This is a genomic window from Motilimonas cestriensis (assembly GCF_021295315.1).
In the GTDB taxonomy this organism is placed as follows: domain Bacteria; phylum Pseudomonadota; class Gammaproteobacteria; order Enterobacterales; family CBDFNC01; genus Motilimonas; species Motilimonas cestriensis.
In genome coordinates, this window is the sequence record NZ_JAIMJA010000010.1 from 81,542 (window position 1) to 95,527 (window position 13,986).

Below are 13,986 nucleotides of genomic sequence, written 5' to 3' on the forward strand. Positions count from 1 at the left end.
CAAGACAGGCTATGCCTGTCCTTGAAAATGGTATGGTTTATAGGTGCGAACCTAGAATTTGACGCAGCATTATAGCGATGCTTTGCCATTGAGTCGAGAATACAAATGCAGCAATTAGTGAAGATGGTCGCAATAAATGGCTTATTTGGGGTAAAAAGCCATTTAATTGCGATATTAGGGAGTTGTTTAATCTTTACCGAGAATTTGCTTTAATCTCGTTTGCGCCACATCTACTAATAGATCCGGCTGAAACTTAGAAATAAATGCATCACAACCCACTTTCTCTACCATAGCATTGTTAAAGCTACCACTAAGAGAGGTATTTAAAGCAATAAAAAGGTCACTCATCCTTGGGTCATTACGTACTTCATAGGTAAGTTTGTAACCGTCCATCACTGGCATTTCTGCATCCGTGATCAACAGTAAAATCTCGTCTGTTACCGTCTTTCCTTCGTCACACCATTGTTTTAGTTTCTTCAACGCTTCCATGCCATTTTCAACCCCGATAACTTCTAATCCAAGCTGCTCAAGGGTATCGGATACTTGTCTTCTGGCGGTTGCAGAGTCATCAGCATGCAATACTTTTCTGCCGACAAATTCATTGACAATGTCTGCGTCTAAAGTGCCATCTGAGATCTTAATATTATAAGTAACGATTTCAGCAAGTACTTTTTCAACATCAATAATTTCAACCAGCCGTTGCTGTTCTTCGTGTTCAACCTTAGTGATAGCAGTAAGATAATGCGCCTTACCGACAGTGTTCGGCGGCGGCATGATATTCTGCCAGGTTAAATTGACGATATTTTCAACTTTGCCGACCAAAAACCCCTGCACCGAACGATTATATTCCGTAATAATCAAATTACAGGTTTCATCCACTGGCAAGGGACGCATCCCAATGGCTTCACGAAGATTTATCACCGGAATACTCTGCCCCCGCAACGTCGCCACGCCACATACTTTGGGGTGTGAGTTTGGCAAAGCGTTTAGAGCGGGCAACTTCACCACTTCTTTTACTTTAAATACGTTAATCGCAAACAACTGCGAACTTTGTAAACGGAACATTAACAACTCTAAGCGGTTCTCGCCCACTAGCTGAGTTCGCTGATCAACAGCATCTAGAATGGTCGCCATGCCTACCTCTGATGTTCATTATTAGTTATGATACGCCCGACAAGCTTATCTGCATTTTAGTATAGGCAAATAAGTTTACCCTTAATCTCAGCCATTTTTTATCTGTCATTACTTGGTATTAAAAAACTATGCGCGATTTAACATTTACGGGATTAAAAGCCCACCCGTTAGCAGTATTGATTATGTTCGTTCTATCCACTGCCGTTTTTAGTTATGGCTGTTTCGACATTAGTTCGCACTTAAATCAAGTGTCTCAACTCAATGATAGCAATTTTCTAACACTCTTAAAGGATAGAACAAACGGTAAAGGATATTTACTCAGTGGGTTATTTACTTTACTACTAACCCTTTATGCTGTTGGTGGTTACCGTAGCCATGCTATTTATCGCTGGCTCAGTTGGTCTGGGATAGGATTAGCGGTCGCGTTTATTGGCTTTATTTTGATTATCTAATGAACCATAGCCAATACTGAAGCTTCAGTATTGGCCATTGCTTCAATTATTTAACTTGCCAAGTCATCATTTCACCCGCTTTAATCGGCACCACTTTATCGCTACCAAAAGACATCAGCTCAGGCACGGCCCACTCACATTTTTCTAAAGTGATGGTATCACTATTACGCGGCAAACCATAAAAATCAGGGCCATTGAAACTAGCAAAGGCTTCTAGGTTGCCTAATGCATTCATCATTTCAAACGCTTCTGCGTACAACTCAATAGCAGCATGAGCAGTGTAAGAGCCGGCACAGCCACAAGCCGACTCTTTGGCACCTTTTGCATGAGGCGCAGAGTCTGTGCCTAAAAAGAACTTTTTATTGCCACTGGTTGCCGCTTCTAACAAAGCTTGTTGGTGCGTATTACGCTTAAGAATGGGCAAACAGTAAAAGTGCGGTTTGATTCCACCAACAAGCATATGGTTACGGTTATAGAGTAAGTGATGCGCAGTAATGGTGGCGCCAACATTGCTCGGTGCTTGGGATACAAACTCAACAGCATGTTTGGTGGTAATGTGCTCCATCACTATTTTCAAGTTAGGGAATCTTGCCACTAATGGCTTCATCACTCGCTCAATAAACACCGCTTCACGGTCAAAAATATCAATGTCATGATGGGTCACTTCACCGTGAACCAACAATAACATACCCACTTCTTCCATTGCCGCAATCGCTGGCGCAATGTTGTCTACCGACGTCACACCAGAGTCAGAATTGGTCGTCGCGCCGGCTGGATAAAGCTTAGCGGCATACACCACACCACTGGCTTTAGCTTTACGAATTTCATCGGCAGTGGTGTTATCGGTTAAATACAGCACCATTAAAGGCTCAAAATGCGCTGCTTTATTGTTCGCCATAATGCGCGCGCGGTAGTCTAGCGCACCTTGGGTATCGGTTACGGGTGGCACTAGATTAGGCATAATAATGGCACGACCCATATAGCGACTAATATCGCGCGTGGTATCAGCTAACACATCGCCGTCACGTAAATGCACATGCCAATCGTCGGGGCGTGTAATGGTTAAAGAAGTAGTCGACATTGATATTCTCCAAATGCTGATAATGGGTGCAGTTTAAAATAAAATATGCTGCGAGTCATTGACTTAACGTCTTTAGCAAACGCTCAAGTTCAACCTGCTCAGGCGCTAAGTTTAAGATTAAAAAAAAGGAGCTTTCGCTCCTTAGTAAAAAAATCGATTAGTGCTGATGACCGCCTTCACCATGAGCATGCTTATGAGCAATTTCTTCTTCAGTAGCAGGGCGTACGCCAACAACCTTCATGTCGAAGGTAAGGGTTTTACCTGCAAATGGATGGTTAGTGTCAACGGTGATCATAAACTTACCTACTTTCACTACCGTCACTTGGCGCGCACCATTGTCGGTATTGATTTGTGCAATCATACCCGGCAGCCATTTTTTAGCGCCTTGTAAATGCTTTACTGGCACACGTTGTACTGCGCCTTCTTGACGTTCACCGTATGACTCTTCAGGCGTTAACGTTACCTTAACCTGATCGCCCTCAGCCTTGCCTTCAAGAGCGGCTTCAACACCCGCTAACATGTTGTTTTGACCATGAAGGTAAGCAATTGCTTCACCTTTGCTGGTTTCCAGTAGCGTGCCATCTTGGTCGGTTAATTCATAAGAGAACTGCACTACGGTATTCTTTTCGATCATCTTAAATGCTCTTAGCTAACTAAATTTGACGCCGACTTTATCAATCGCGCCGCGTTGACTCAAATATATTTTACGCTCATGGCCAACGCTATATTAATATAAGCCGTCATAGCCATCACTAAATAGGATTAACATGAGCCAGAAAAAAGTCAGTGCAGAAGAGCTCGCCCTGTGGATAGAGCAAGTACATAATAGTAGCTGTTGCAGCGACATAGCCAATCAAGAGTGTAAACAAGAACAACCAAAAACTGAGCAACAAGATAACCATGAATGACTTGTGGCGCCAGTGTGAGGCTCTTTATAACGCCAACACTCAACCTACACTATTGCAGCTTCAAAATGAATTTGCACTCAATGTCAATTTGCTGTTATTGGCTTTATTCCTAGATAAAAAAGGGCTACAGCTCAGCGCAGAGCGCTGGCAACGGTTAAGCGAACAAGCAGAGCGTTATGAACGCTGTATTCTTCGCCCTTACCGCTTGGCTCGACAACAGCTAAAAACGCAGCGTACGCCGCAAAACTACCAACAAATATTAGCCATAGAACTGATATTAGAACGCGCCTTACAGCAGCAATTATGGCAAGCGCATCTCGCCGAGCAACGCCTCGCGGCACAGACAACTTCGCACCGTAGCATGCCTAAAAATGGCCAGCGTTACCTTGCGATCCGAACAATAAATAACAAAAAAACCACTAACCTATTCAATAAATTAGCTAAACTCACGGCAGTAACGACTTAAACCATTCCATCATTGCGATAAAAGGAACTGACATGCGCATACTCTATTTTGTTAGCTTACTGCTACTTTCAACATTCAGCCTAGCGGCGCCAACATGGAACGAAATAAAGCAACAAGCCCAAGGACAAACCATTTATTTTTATGCTTGGGGTGGCTCACAAACCATCAATGATTATATTCAGTGGGCCGGCGATCAAGCCAAACAACAATATGGTATTAAGGTCATTCATGTAAAAGTATCCGACACCGGCACCGTGGTTAATCAAGTGTTAGCGGAAAAAACAGCGGCCAACCATAGTAAAGGGAAAGTAGACCTCATCTGGATCAACGGTGAAAACTTCGCCGCCATGAAAGAGCAACAACTGCTATTTGGCCCTTTCACTGCCAACTTACCCAATATGAAATACACAGATGCCACTGAAAAACCCTCTATCGCGGCCGACTTTACTGTGCCAGTTGATGGTTTAGAAGCGCCTTGGGGCATGGCACAATTGGTATTTATGGCTGATAGCGCGCGAGTCAAAAACTTTCCTCGCTCGATGAATGAGCTGTTTCAATTTTTGCAGCAAAACCCCGGTCAGTTTAGCTACCCAAAACTGCCTGATTTTCATGGCATGACATTTGTTAAGCAAGCCTTAATCGAAACCACCAACAGCAACCCAGCGCTTTATGATGACGTGAGCAAAGCTGACTTTTCTAAAGTAACCGCGCCACTGTGGCAATTCCTTGATCAATTGCACCCTCTAATGTGGCGCAAAGGTAATGCATTTGTGTCTAGCCAAGCCCAGCTAAAAGCCAAATTAAACGATGGCGAAATCAGCATCGCACTCAGCTTTAATCCCAATGATGCCGCAAACAGTATCAGTAACAACGAGCTACCAGCGAGCGTGAAGTCTTATGTGCATCAAGGCGGTAGTTTAGGTAATACTCACTTTGTGGCCATTCCATACAATTCGTCAAACACCGCTGCGGCTCAGGTTTTTGCTAACTGGTTAATGTCACCTCAAGCGCAAGCACGTAAGGCAGACCCACAAGTATGGGGCGATCCAACCGTGTTAAGCATGCACACCCTTACACCTCAGCAGCAGGCCATATTTAATCAAATCAAGCGCCCCCCTGCCAGCTTAAGTGAAGCTGATTTGGGCCCTATTTTACTTGAGCCTCACCCAAGCTGGGTTGCGGCCATTGAGCAAGCTTGGTTACGTCGTTACGGCCAGTAATCGCTAGGGTCTGTTGATCTTTCGTGATTGTTTTTGCAGCGAATTGTTGGGTATTTATACAAAACGTTCGTTGTGGCCAGCACCTTTGTGGCATAGTGAACTACGCCACAAAGGCGCTAACGCAGTAGAAATGACCAACAAACGCTGTCCTACGGATTCGGCTAAAAGCGTTTTGCCCATCGTTGAGCAGTATTTACTTAGAATGCTAAGCTACACACTGCTCGCCTTGCTCAAAACGCTTTTAGACAGGGTGTCCCCCGCTCGAACAAAAATCAACCAGCAAAGATCAACAGACCCTAGACAAAAAAAGACCCGCACTGTGGCGGGTCAAAACGGTTAAAAATTGATTCGTTAGACGTTTATATTTCTTCTTCACGCCCGATGGATATCACCACTCGGCGGTTTTTAGGTCGTTGCACTTCTGAACGGTTATCGGCAATGTGGCGTTTCTCACCGTGGCCCTCAACGGTGAACTTACTCGGATCCACGCCCAGCTCAGTCAAATAAGCTTTCACACTTTCCGCGCGTTTTTCTGATAATTGCTGGTTACTCCAACGACCGCCATAACTATCAGAATAACCATCAATAAGAATGATGTTCACTGCTTCGTCATAACGTAAATACTCACCTATCATTTTTAATCTTTGCTTAGAGTGGCGCGTTAAATCACTGCCATTTTTCACATAATTTAAAATGCTAAATGAAATATCTTCAAAGCTGTAAGGTAATAGTCCTGACACGCAATCGTTAAAATCTAAATACTTCTGTCTGAAGTTCACCGCAGATAGTGCAACCTGAGTGACTTCATCTTGATTGTACCAATCACTAAAAATAAAAGTGGGAAACTGTCCCTCTTCTAGCTCGCTCAGCATCGCCCAAGCATTTTTGCCGTTTAAGTAACCGTCAAAGCCTTCATGAAATTTAACCAGGGTAATGTCGTTAGCCGCAACACCCGGCCGCCAAGAGGGGGGCACCGAGCGTAAAGTCACTTGCCGGGTAGCAGGAGTCTCACGCTTACCGTCCAAATCAAAATCAATATTAACGGATTTACTGGCGCGTACGGTGAATCGAGCATTACCAAAGCGAGGAATATTATGATCTAGGGTGCATTCAATGGGATTAGCTTTCGTCACCTCCCAAACTGAATTGGTTAGATCTGCGCTGTAAATTTTATTTGATGCTAATGCTGACGGTGACAACATCAGCATAATCAACCATTTCCAATTCGCCATATCTAAATTCCATTGTCGCTATGATATTAATATCATCAAAGCTGAACTTGATGAAAATTTGAGAATAGATTTCCCATACTAGCTTTGTATCGGCGCTGAATAAATAACCTTTAATATATTTTCCAGCCTTATCACAAAAACTCTGGCATAATTGGCCGTTTTTAAACTAGCTAGCTTTAACTATGACTGATGAAATCAAAAACGGCGACTCCCCGTTAGCAAAAAGATTCCGTGGCTATTTTCCTGTCGTTATCGATGTGGAAACCGCTGGTTTTAATCCGCGCACCGATGCGTTGTTAGAAATTGCCGCCGTATTAACCACCATGGATGAAGACGGCTGGTTGATCCCAAGTAAAACCCTGCATTTTCACGTAGAGCCGTTTGAAGGGGCTAATTTAGAGCAGGCAGCATTAGACTTTAACGGCATTGACCCGCACAATCCGCTGCGCGGCGCGGTCACCGAATACGATGCCCTGCATGAAATATTCAAAGTGATTAGAAAAGAGCAAAAAGCCCACGGCTGTAATCGTTCCATCATGGTGGCGCACAATGCCGCGTTTGATATGGGCTTTGTTAACGCAGCGATTGAACGCGCCAATTTAAAACGCACACCATTCCACCCTTTTGCTAGCTTTGATACCGCCACCCTAGCAGGATTAACCTTAGGCCAAACCGTACTTGCCAAGGCCTGTAAAACCGCCAATATCCCCTTTGACAACAAAGAAGCGCACAGCGCCCTGTATGATACTGAGCGCACTGCTGAACTGTTTTGTTATATGGTTAACCGCTGGAAAGCACTGGGTGGCTGGCCGTTAATGGAACAAGAGTAATTGAAAAGCGGGCCTACTTAGCTATACCCAATCAACTTGAAGATGTATGTTTCAAGCATCTCTAGGTTGATTGAGCATAAATACAACGATTTTATTAATGCTCTCGCCTAATAAAACGCGCGATACTACACTCTTCAAGCTCCCGCTCGACCCTACCTGCCAGCTCCTCATCCTCAACAACCAACTCGGAGCGGCGAGGTAAATCTTTAGGAAGTTTAATATTTTTCACTAGGCCTATATTATGTAACGCATTGAGTACCCACCAACCAGGATCGGACTCGCCTTTGTATAGCCCAAGCATGGCTGAGCCTGGATATGCATGATGATTATTGTGCCAGGCCTCGCCCATTGACAAAAAACCTGCAATACGAATGTTGTGGCCCTGAACCGCAGCACCTTCAACAGTCCAAGTTCGTTGCCCATGATTATGGGCGAAGTATCCAATTAACCAATGACCACCAACCGAGATAACAATTCTGACAGAAACGCCCCAGACCAACCACGGTATGCCACCCAATAGATATAATGGGATTGCGATAACGAGTTGTTGAAGCAACCAATATTTTTCAATAAATAGGTAGAACTTATTTTTTGACACTTCCTCTTCGATCGTAAATTCGGGAGGATGCTGCAACACAAGATCACAATTAAGTTGCCACCAGCCGTCTTTTAGTATTTTAGATCCATGTAATAGAAAATCGTGACACCTTTTCTGCCTTTGCGCCCAATCTCTTAGATCGTGCTGCATCAGCATGCCAATTGGCCCCGCCATACCAACTAAAACACCAAGATAAACAAATAGGTATTCCATCCACTTTGGGCACTCATAAGACCGGTGAATAAGTAGCCTATGCATGCCCAGAGAATGGCCAAAACAAAGAGTAATAATAGTGAGCAGTACAAAAACAGTAAAAGATGAAAATGAAAACGCTAAAGGAGCAATAAACAATGCCGCAAATAGGTTTACCAGAAACCAGATAGATTTTACAGGGCTCCATAAAACGTGCCCATCAAAGGCGCTTTCAGGTGTGTTTGAGTGGACTCTTTCGGTACTTTTCATCTCTTTCTTCTGGGCTAAATTTAAGTGGGTGTACAGTTACCTTGCTACTTTGCAGTTACTACTTTAAAATTTCCAGTTATACCAATTAGCTAGTATTGGATCATAAAGAGAATACTCTTCACAACCGAGTTCCTTCTCTCCATCTTCAGTTATTTCTAAATAATAATCATACTGTGAATCCGCAACATAAACGGGTGAAGAAACATCAAATATCATTTGCCATTTAGCGACAAACTCACTCAGACTCACTTCATCAACCGCAGACGTTTTTATCTTTATAAAACCCCTAGTTTTCAGTTCAATAATTACATCTAATAATCTTTTACAACAGTCACTTTCAGACTTAAACAAATTCTTAAATCCTTGAATTGTACACTGTATACTATTAGGGCCATTATCTGTGTATTCCAATATGTGAAAGGCGGCTGTTGTGAGCATTATTTTCTCCATTGTTTCATTCCCATCACTACAATAAAATATGCCTGTCCCATCTTTCGCAGCAGAACTATTTTGTTACATGGTTAACCGCTGGAAAGCACTGGGTGGCTGGCCACTAATAGAACAAGAGTAATTGAAAAGCGGGCCTACTCTGCTAGGCCCAAATTGATGGAAACAAAGTGCTGGCTAGCTCACTCGATAACTTCAAATATAGAATCAATAATGATCGGCAAGTTACCTCGAACTGAAGTTGCACCAAAAACAGATCGAGCATGAACGCCCCGACTACCAAACACCTCAGCCATTAAATCTGAGCAGCCATCAAGTACTTTGGGGTGTTGCTCAAACTCCTCAGTAGCGTTAACAAAGCCTTGCAACTTAACCACTCGACTCACTTTATTTAATGAGCCCAGTTCAAGCTTAACCGCAGCCAGAATATCGAGTCCGGTCACTTTGGCAAACTCATATCCTTGTTGAGTCGTGTACTCTCGGCCAAGCTTGCCTTTAGGCACCACCTCTAAACCAGCCACCGGTCCTTTGCCTGATACGTACAGCAAGTTACCGGTTCTCACGCAATTACAGTAACTCCCCTGTGGGTCACTTGCTTGTGGTAGCTTTAGTCCTAACTCAATAATCCTTGCTTCTATATCCATACATCCTCCACGATTGTGTACAACAGAGCACTAAGTGCTGTTGTTTTGTTTTGATTGGCACAACGGGTTAAGCCGCGCCTTTATCTCCCTCGAATTCAGCAGCTTAATTACGCACAAAGGAATAAATGGTAAGGTATCGTTTTACCCCAGCAAGAGATACTGTAATCAATAAATAAACGCCAATTCAACCCCTTGCCTTTTAAAACGCCCTGAACAAGGGATAACTTTGGCATTTTTAATGCGGTTAAAAATGGGAGGATTACCGATACCGCAAGCTGTCAGTTATGTTTGGCCTTGTTATGCATTTTAGCTGTGTAGTTCGTATTCGATATCACACCGCGAGGAGCTTGCCACCCCTCTGACAGGTAAGCAGCTAAGTACTCTTCAAACTCATCGTCATCTTCAAAGGAATACATACGGTCATCAATGTTATCTAGGAGTTCCGTCGCTACTTCCACCTTGCCCAATTCTCGATACGTTACCTCGCTCACCTTCCAAGCAAAATAGTCACCCAATGAGTCAGAATGAAACTTCACAAACTCTCCAACTCTGGGTACTGCAGGTAGATGAATATTTTTTATCAAACGAACCCACTTTTCTTGGGTTGCCATCCAGATACTGAACTCGATTTCTATCAACCAGCCTCCTAATGAATTGATTAATATCAATTCATTTTTTATATAATGTTGCAGCATAATTTATAAAAGCCCTATTGGACTGAGCCGCGTGCCACTGTATTTAAAGTTATAAAAAGTGCCTGTCCCGTCTTTTGCCGTCTTTTTCTTTACTGCTAAGAGAGCCTCAATATATGTTTGTTGTAGGCGACATCCTAACAACAGCATGACCAAGCGAAGTAAACGCCTTTGCTGACTGGCTTTAAATTCGATTGAAAAACAGTCGAAGGGATCAGCGTACCTCTTGACAAACGGGAGGGAGGCTCATGTGTTAGGCTGCTCGCTTCTGCCATTCTATCTCTGGCAAGAAGATTCTCGTTTTAATTGTACCGTCCCAGTCGACCTTAAAGCCCGCTTTGCTTAAGCTCTCTGCAACGCTTTTACCAGTTTGAATGCTTTTCTCATCATCATTTTCAAGAGCACCAAATGCGATCATAAGACCTCTACCATTTACTGCGCCTTCTACATCTTGCCCATGATAGAAGCAAAAGCTGTGATAATGCCCTTTAGGCGCATCATGAACGACATGACTAACATCTTCGAATCCGTCAGACATTGTGTATCCGGCGTTATGAAGAGCACAAATACCTTCTTCATGTAGCTTATAAAACACACCGTGAAGACGATCGAAGTCTGTAACCTCTGGCCATTCCTTTTCAGCTAAACGCTTTTTCTCAATCTCTGGCTCAATTGAAGCAAGCAACATTTCTTCATCGCATCCTTCCTCGAGAATATCGTATATCATTTCACGAATATCGCCTTTGCTATAAAAGCCTGACCATACCCACCCTTTGATTGAATCTAGAATGTATTTTTCATCTTCGTTCACTAAACTCTCCTCGGTGGCCTAACGAGCCTGTAGAATTTCTCTTTGAATAAAATTTTGTGATTTTTTGAGTCTCTTTATCGAATTCTAAGCCATTAAAACGACCTTGCTAATACATTTACAACCCTTAAATCACGCTTGTTTTTGTTAAAATCAAGTAATTCTACAGCCTCAACGCCGCGCTCTGCGGAAAAATAGGAACGTCAGCAAGTAATTTTTCCGTAGCAGCGCCTAAAAAAAGTGCCTATCCCGCCTTTTAGCTGTCGCATCATTTATAAAAGCCCTATTGGACTGAGCCACGTGCCACTGTATTAAAAGTTATAAAAAGTGCCTGTCCCGTCTTTTTCTGATGAGTGGATCTACTTCCGAATGATCAAATCACCGCTACTAAACTGAACTTGCCGTCCATCAAAAAGAACTTCTTCCCAATATTCAGAGTTCGAAGATTCATTGTCACATATAGCGAGGTAGCCCGTATGTATATCGCCCGTTTCAGGTAAAACACTCACCAATGATCCTGCGTGTATCTCAAACTTCTCACATAACTCAAGCTGACCTATCGATGCGCGAACTTGGATAATCAGCCCAAAGTGCTCCGCTTTTTCTTCGACTGTCGCAAATAAATCTGTAGCTTCTAGTTCTTCTAGATACTGTTTCAACTTTTTGATGGCTGGATTCATGAATTTCCAAACATAACAGCTTATTAGATCCCATTATAGGTTGATAAAACGCCCCAAACCGGCGTCTATAACATATCCACAATATTTACATCATTTTTATCTATAGTAAACAATCAATTATCGGCTTCGTAGAGCCTTCGCTGTTATATTCCGACAAAACGGCAACGAATAATGTTATGCAACAATTGTTAACTCATGACTGCCCTAGCCCAAGTAAATCCTGACTAACCCTAGCCTTTAGCGACAGCAACCACCCACACCCACCACAAAAACACTTGAGAATAGTCAACTATTGCATAATAAATCAAAATCCCTGTGTTTTTATCTGTTAATATGCCCGCCGCTAGCAAAGTAGCCGTAGAGCGACAGCGCTAACTTCTTTCAAACATCAAACACAACAAACACAAGGACATTTACTAATGAATGCGGTTGTTATCGCTGTCAGCTTAATGCTGATACTCAGTTTACTTAGGATCAACGTGGTGATATCCCTTACTTTAAGCGCCATTGTTGGCGGCTTGGTGGGCGGGCTTTCTATCGAGGAAACCATTAGCGCTTTTAATGGTGGTTTAGGCGGCGGCGCAACTATTGCCCTGAGCTATGCCATGCTTGGCGCGTTTGCGGTAGCCATTTCACGCTCAGGCATTACCGACCTACTGGCGCAAAAAGTTATTAACACCTTCGGTGGCACCACCACCAGCAATAATACATTTTGGTTTAAAACCGTATTGTTCTCCGCTATTTTGTTGGTGTCTATCAGCTCGCAAAACTTAGTGCCGGTGCATATTGCGTTCATTCCTATTTTGATCCCGCCTTTGCTCCATGTGATGGCGCAGTTTAATATTGACCGCCGCGCGGTAGCTTGTGTTATTACCTTAGGTTTAACCGCTACTTACATGTTATTACCGGTGGGATTTGGTGGCATTTTCTTAAACAATATTTTGCTTGCTAATCTTACCAGTAACGGCTTAACCGCAGAAGCGTCAGACTTACCGCTGGCAATGGCATTACCGGTAGCAGGCATGGTATTAGGCTTATTAGTAGCCTTGTTCGTGTCTTATCGTAAACCTCGTGAATATTCGCTAGAAAAAATTCTAGCCGCAGAGCCAGAAAACAAAACTTTTAAACCGGGCCATATTGGGGTCGCGCTGGTTGCCATTGTAACAGCACTTACCCTGCAGCTTTATGCCGATTCGATCATCCTCGGTGCGCTCGCTGGCTTTACTATTTTTACCTTAGGCGGCGTGATCCGCTTTAAAGAAACCCAAGATGCCTTTACTCAAGGTGTGCGCATGATGGCGATGATCGGCTTTATTATGATTGCAGCTGCAGGCTTTGCAGCAGTAATTAAGGCCACCAGCGGCGTGGAAACCTTAGTGAGCTCTATTGGTTCAATGATTGGCGAAAATAAAGGCTTAGCGGCAATGCTGATGTTAATTGTTGGCTTATTGATCACCATGGGCATTGGCTCGTCATTCTCAACTATTCCCATTATCGCGACCATTTATGTGCCTTTGTGCATTCAGTTTGGCTTTTCACCTATGGCCACCATGGCATTAGTGGGTACCGCCGCTGCACTCGGTGATGCAGGCTCACCCGCATCTGACTCAACCTTAGGCCCAACCTCAGGTTTAAATGCCGACGGCCAACACGATCATATTTGGGATACCGTGGTACCCACCTTTATTCACTATAATATTCCACTACTGATCTTTGGTTGGATTGCTGCCATGGTCCTGTAATGCTCCATTAAATCAGGGCATAAAAAAAGGTATCCAATTGGATACCTTTTTTGTTTGCGCTGGTTGTTTAAACCATTATGAGTCAGCGGCTTCGCCTTCAGGTGCTGCCTTTTCTGCGGCTTCTTTAATAAGCGGCGCTAGCTCACCTTGTTGAAACATTTCTAGAATAATGTCACAACCGCCCACTAGCTCACCTTCAACCCAAAGTTGTGGGAAAGTAGGCCAGTTTGCGTATTTTGGTAACTCAGCACGAATGTCTGGGTTTTGTAAAATATCAACGTAAGCAAACTGCTCACCACACTGCATCAGTGCTTGAGAGGCTTGCGCGGAAAAGCCACAGCTTGGGAACTTCGGTGAGCCTTTCATGTACAACAAAATGGTGTTTTCACTGATTTGGCTTTTGATCTTTTCTAAGGTTTCCATACTATCCTCACACTGCATAATTTTTATATAGTCTACCCTAAAGGCGCGACACAAAAAATCGTAAATTAAATAGGGTCTTTGTTTCAACCCACCTGATAATACGTATTCTAAAGAAAAGCCAACTAGGCGTCACGTTGATCTAGATCAATGTCGCAAAAAAGGCTAAA

The 13,986-nt window shown here is 43.4% G+C and carries 17 protein-coding genes; 6 read left to right on the forward strand and 11 right to left on the reverse strand.

What is annotated here, in order from left to right:
- Nucleotides 1-186 precede the first annotated feature (186 nt).
- The gene (locus tag K6Y31_RS11255; protein ID WP_233052873.1) at nt 187-1,134 is read right to left on the reverse strand and encodes a chemotaxis protein CheV; all 948 of its coding nucleotides are present in this window, start codon (nt 1,132-1,134) and stop codon (nt 187-189) included.
- 128 nt (nt 1,135-1,262) lie between these two features.
- Between K6Y31_RS11255 and K6Y31_RS11260 the strand changes: the two genes are divergently transcribed.
- Nucleotides 1,263-1,586, forward strand: a complete 324-nt coding sequence (locus K6Y31_RS11260; protein WP_233052874.1) for a hypothetical protein — start codon at nt 1,263-1,265, stop codon at nt 1,584-1,586.
- A gap of 46 nt (nt 1,587-1,632) precedes the next feature.
- Here the strand turns inward: K6Y31_RS11260 and pyrC are convergent, their stop codons facing one another.
- Together pyrC and K6Y31_RS11270 are read right to left on the reverse strand one after the other, a co-directional pair.
- Nucleotides 1,633-2,667, reverse strand: coding sequence for a dihydroorotase (pyrC, locus tag K6Y31_RS11265; RefSeq protein WP_233052875.1), 1,035 nt, complete (start codon nt 2,665-2,667; stop codon nt 1,633-1,635).
- 157 nt (nt 2,668-2,824) lie between these two features.
- The gene (locus tag K6Y31_RS11270; RefSeq protein WP_233052876.1) at nt 2,825-3,301 is read right to left on the reverse strand and encodes an FKBP-type peptidyl-prolyl cis-trans isomerase; all 477 of its coding nucleotides are present in this window, start codon (nt 3,299-3,301) and stop codon (nt 2,825-2,827) included.
- A gap of 133 nt (nt 3,302-3,434) precedes the next feature.
- Here K6Y31_RS11270 and K6Y31_RS11275 point away from each other — a divergent pair, with 133 nt between their 5' ends.
- From K6Y31_RS11275 to K6Y31_RS11285, 3 genes are read left to right on the forward strand one after another with little or no spacing between them, the layout of a single operon-like run.
- Complete coding sequence (locus K6Y31_RS11275; RefSeq protein WP_233052877.1) at nt 3,435-3,575, forward strand: hypothetical protein; 141 nt, start codon at nt 3,435-3,437, stop codon at nt 3,573-3,575.
- Nucleotides 3,568-4,041: a TIGR02444 family protein gene (locus tag K6Y31_RS11280; protein WP_233052878.1), complete on the forward strand. Its 474-nt coding sequence runs from the start codon at nt 3,568-3,570 to the stop codon at nt 4,039-4,041. The genes K6Y31_RS11275 and K6Y31_RS11280 overlap by 8 nt, the downstream gene beginning before the upstream one ends.
- Before the next feature lie 32 nt (nt 4,042-4,073).
- A complete protein-coding gene (locus K6Y31_RS11285) occupies nt 4,074-5,261 on the forward strand; it encodes an ABC transporter substrate-binding protein (RefSeq protein WP_233052879.1) in 1,188 nt (395 codons plus the stop codon).
- Nucleotides 5,262-5,620: 359 nt separating this feature from the next.
- Here K6Y31_RS11285 and K6Y31_RS11290 read toward each other — a convergent pair whose 3' ends face one another.
- Nucleotides 5,621-6,493 (reverse strand): flagellar protein MotY, encoded by an 873-nt coding sequence (locus K6Y31_RS11290; RefSeq protein WP_233052880.1) that lies wholly within the window; start codon nt 6,491-6,493, stop codon nt 5,621-5,623.
- A gap of 182 nt (nt 6,494-6,675) precedes the next feature.
- Between K6Y31_RS11290 and rnt the strand changes: the two genes are divergently transcribed.
- A complete protein-coding gene (gene rnt, locus K6Y31_RS11295; RefSeq protein ID WP_233052881.1) occupies nt 6,676-7,323 on the forward strand; it encodes a ribonuclease T in 648 nt (215 codons plus the stop codon).
- A gap of 94 nt (nt 7,324-7,417) precedes the next feature.
- On the opposite strand, the gene K6Y31_RS11300 is transcribed toward rnt, so the two are convergent.
- From K6Y31_RS11300 to K6Y31_RS11325, 6 genes are all read right to left on the reverse strand, one after another.
- Complete coding sequence (locus tag K6Y31_RS11300; protein WP_233052882.1) at nt 7,418-8,383, reverse strand: acyl-CoA desaturase; 966 nt, start codon at nt 8,381-8,383, stop codon at nt 7,418-7,420.
- A gap of 63 nt (nt 8,384-8,446) precedes the next feature.
- Nucleotides 8,447-8,833 carry a hypothetical protein gene (locus K6Y31_RS11305; protein ID WP_233052883.1) on the reverse strand — a complete coding sequence of 129 codons (387 nt, stop codon included), beginning with the start codon at nt 8,831-8,833 and terminating at the stop codon, nt 8,447-8,449.
- Nucleotides 8,834-9,012: 179 nt separating this feature from the next.
- Nucleotides 9,013-9,474: a RidA family protein gene (locus K6Y31_RS11310; RefSeq protein ID WP_233052884.1), complete on the reverse strand. Its 462-nt coding sequence runs from the start codon at nt 9,472-9,474 to the stop codon at nt 9,013-9,015.
- Between the two features lie 278 nt (nt 9,475-9,752).
- Entirely contained in the window at nt 9,753-10,010 is a 258-nt protein-coding gene (locus K6Y31_RS11315) for a hypothetical protein (protein WP_233052885.1), read from the reverse strand.
- A gap of 409 nt (nt 10,011-10,419) precedes the next feature.
- A complete protein-coding gene (locus K6Y31_RS11320; RefSeq protein ID WP_233052886.1) occupies nt 10,420-10,977 on the reverse strand; it encodes a DUF6891 domain-containing protein in 558 nt (185 codons plus the stop codon).
- A gap of 356 nt (nt 10,978-11,333) precedes the next feature.
- Nucleotides 11,334-11,654: a hypothetical protein gene (locus K6Y31_RS11325; RefSeq protein WP_233052887.1), complete on the reverse strand. Its 321-nt coding sequence runs from the start codon at nt 11,652-11,654 to the stop codon at nt 11,334-11,336.
- Between the two features lie 419 nt (nt 11,655-12,073).
- Between K6Y31_RS11325 and K6Y31_RS11330 the strand changes: the two genes are divergently transcribed.
- Nucleotides 12,074-13,396 carry a Na+/H+ antiporter family protein gene (locus K6Y31_RS11330; protein WP_233052888.1) on the forward strand — a complete coding sequence of 441 codons (1,323 nt, stop codon included), beginning with the start codon at nt 12,074-12,076 and terminating at the stop codon, nt 13,394-13,396.
- A gap of 75 nt (nt 13,397-13,471) precedes the next feature.
- On the opposite strand, the gene K6Y31_RS11335 is transcribed toward K6Y31_RS11330, so the two are convergent.
- Nucleotides 13,472-13,819: a Grx4 family monothiol glutaredoxin gene (locus K6Y31_RS11335; protein WP_233052889.1), complete on the reverse strand. Its 348-nt coding sequence runs from the start codon at nt 13,817-13,819 to the stop codon at nt 13,472-13,474.
- Between the last annotated feature and the right edge of the window lie 167 nt (nt 13,820-13,986).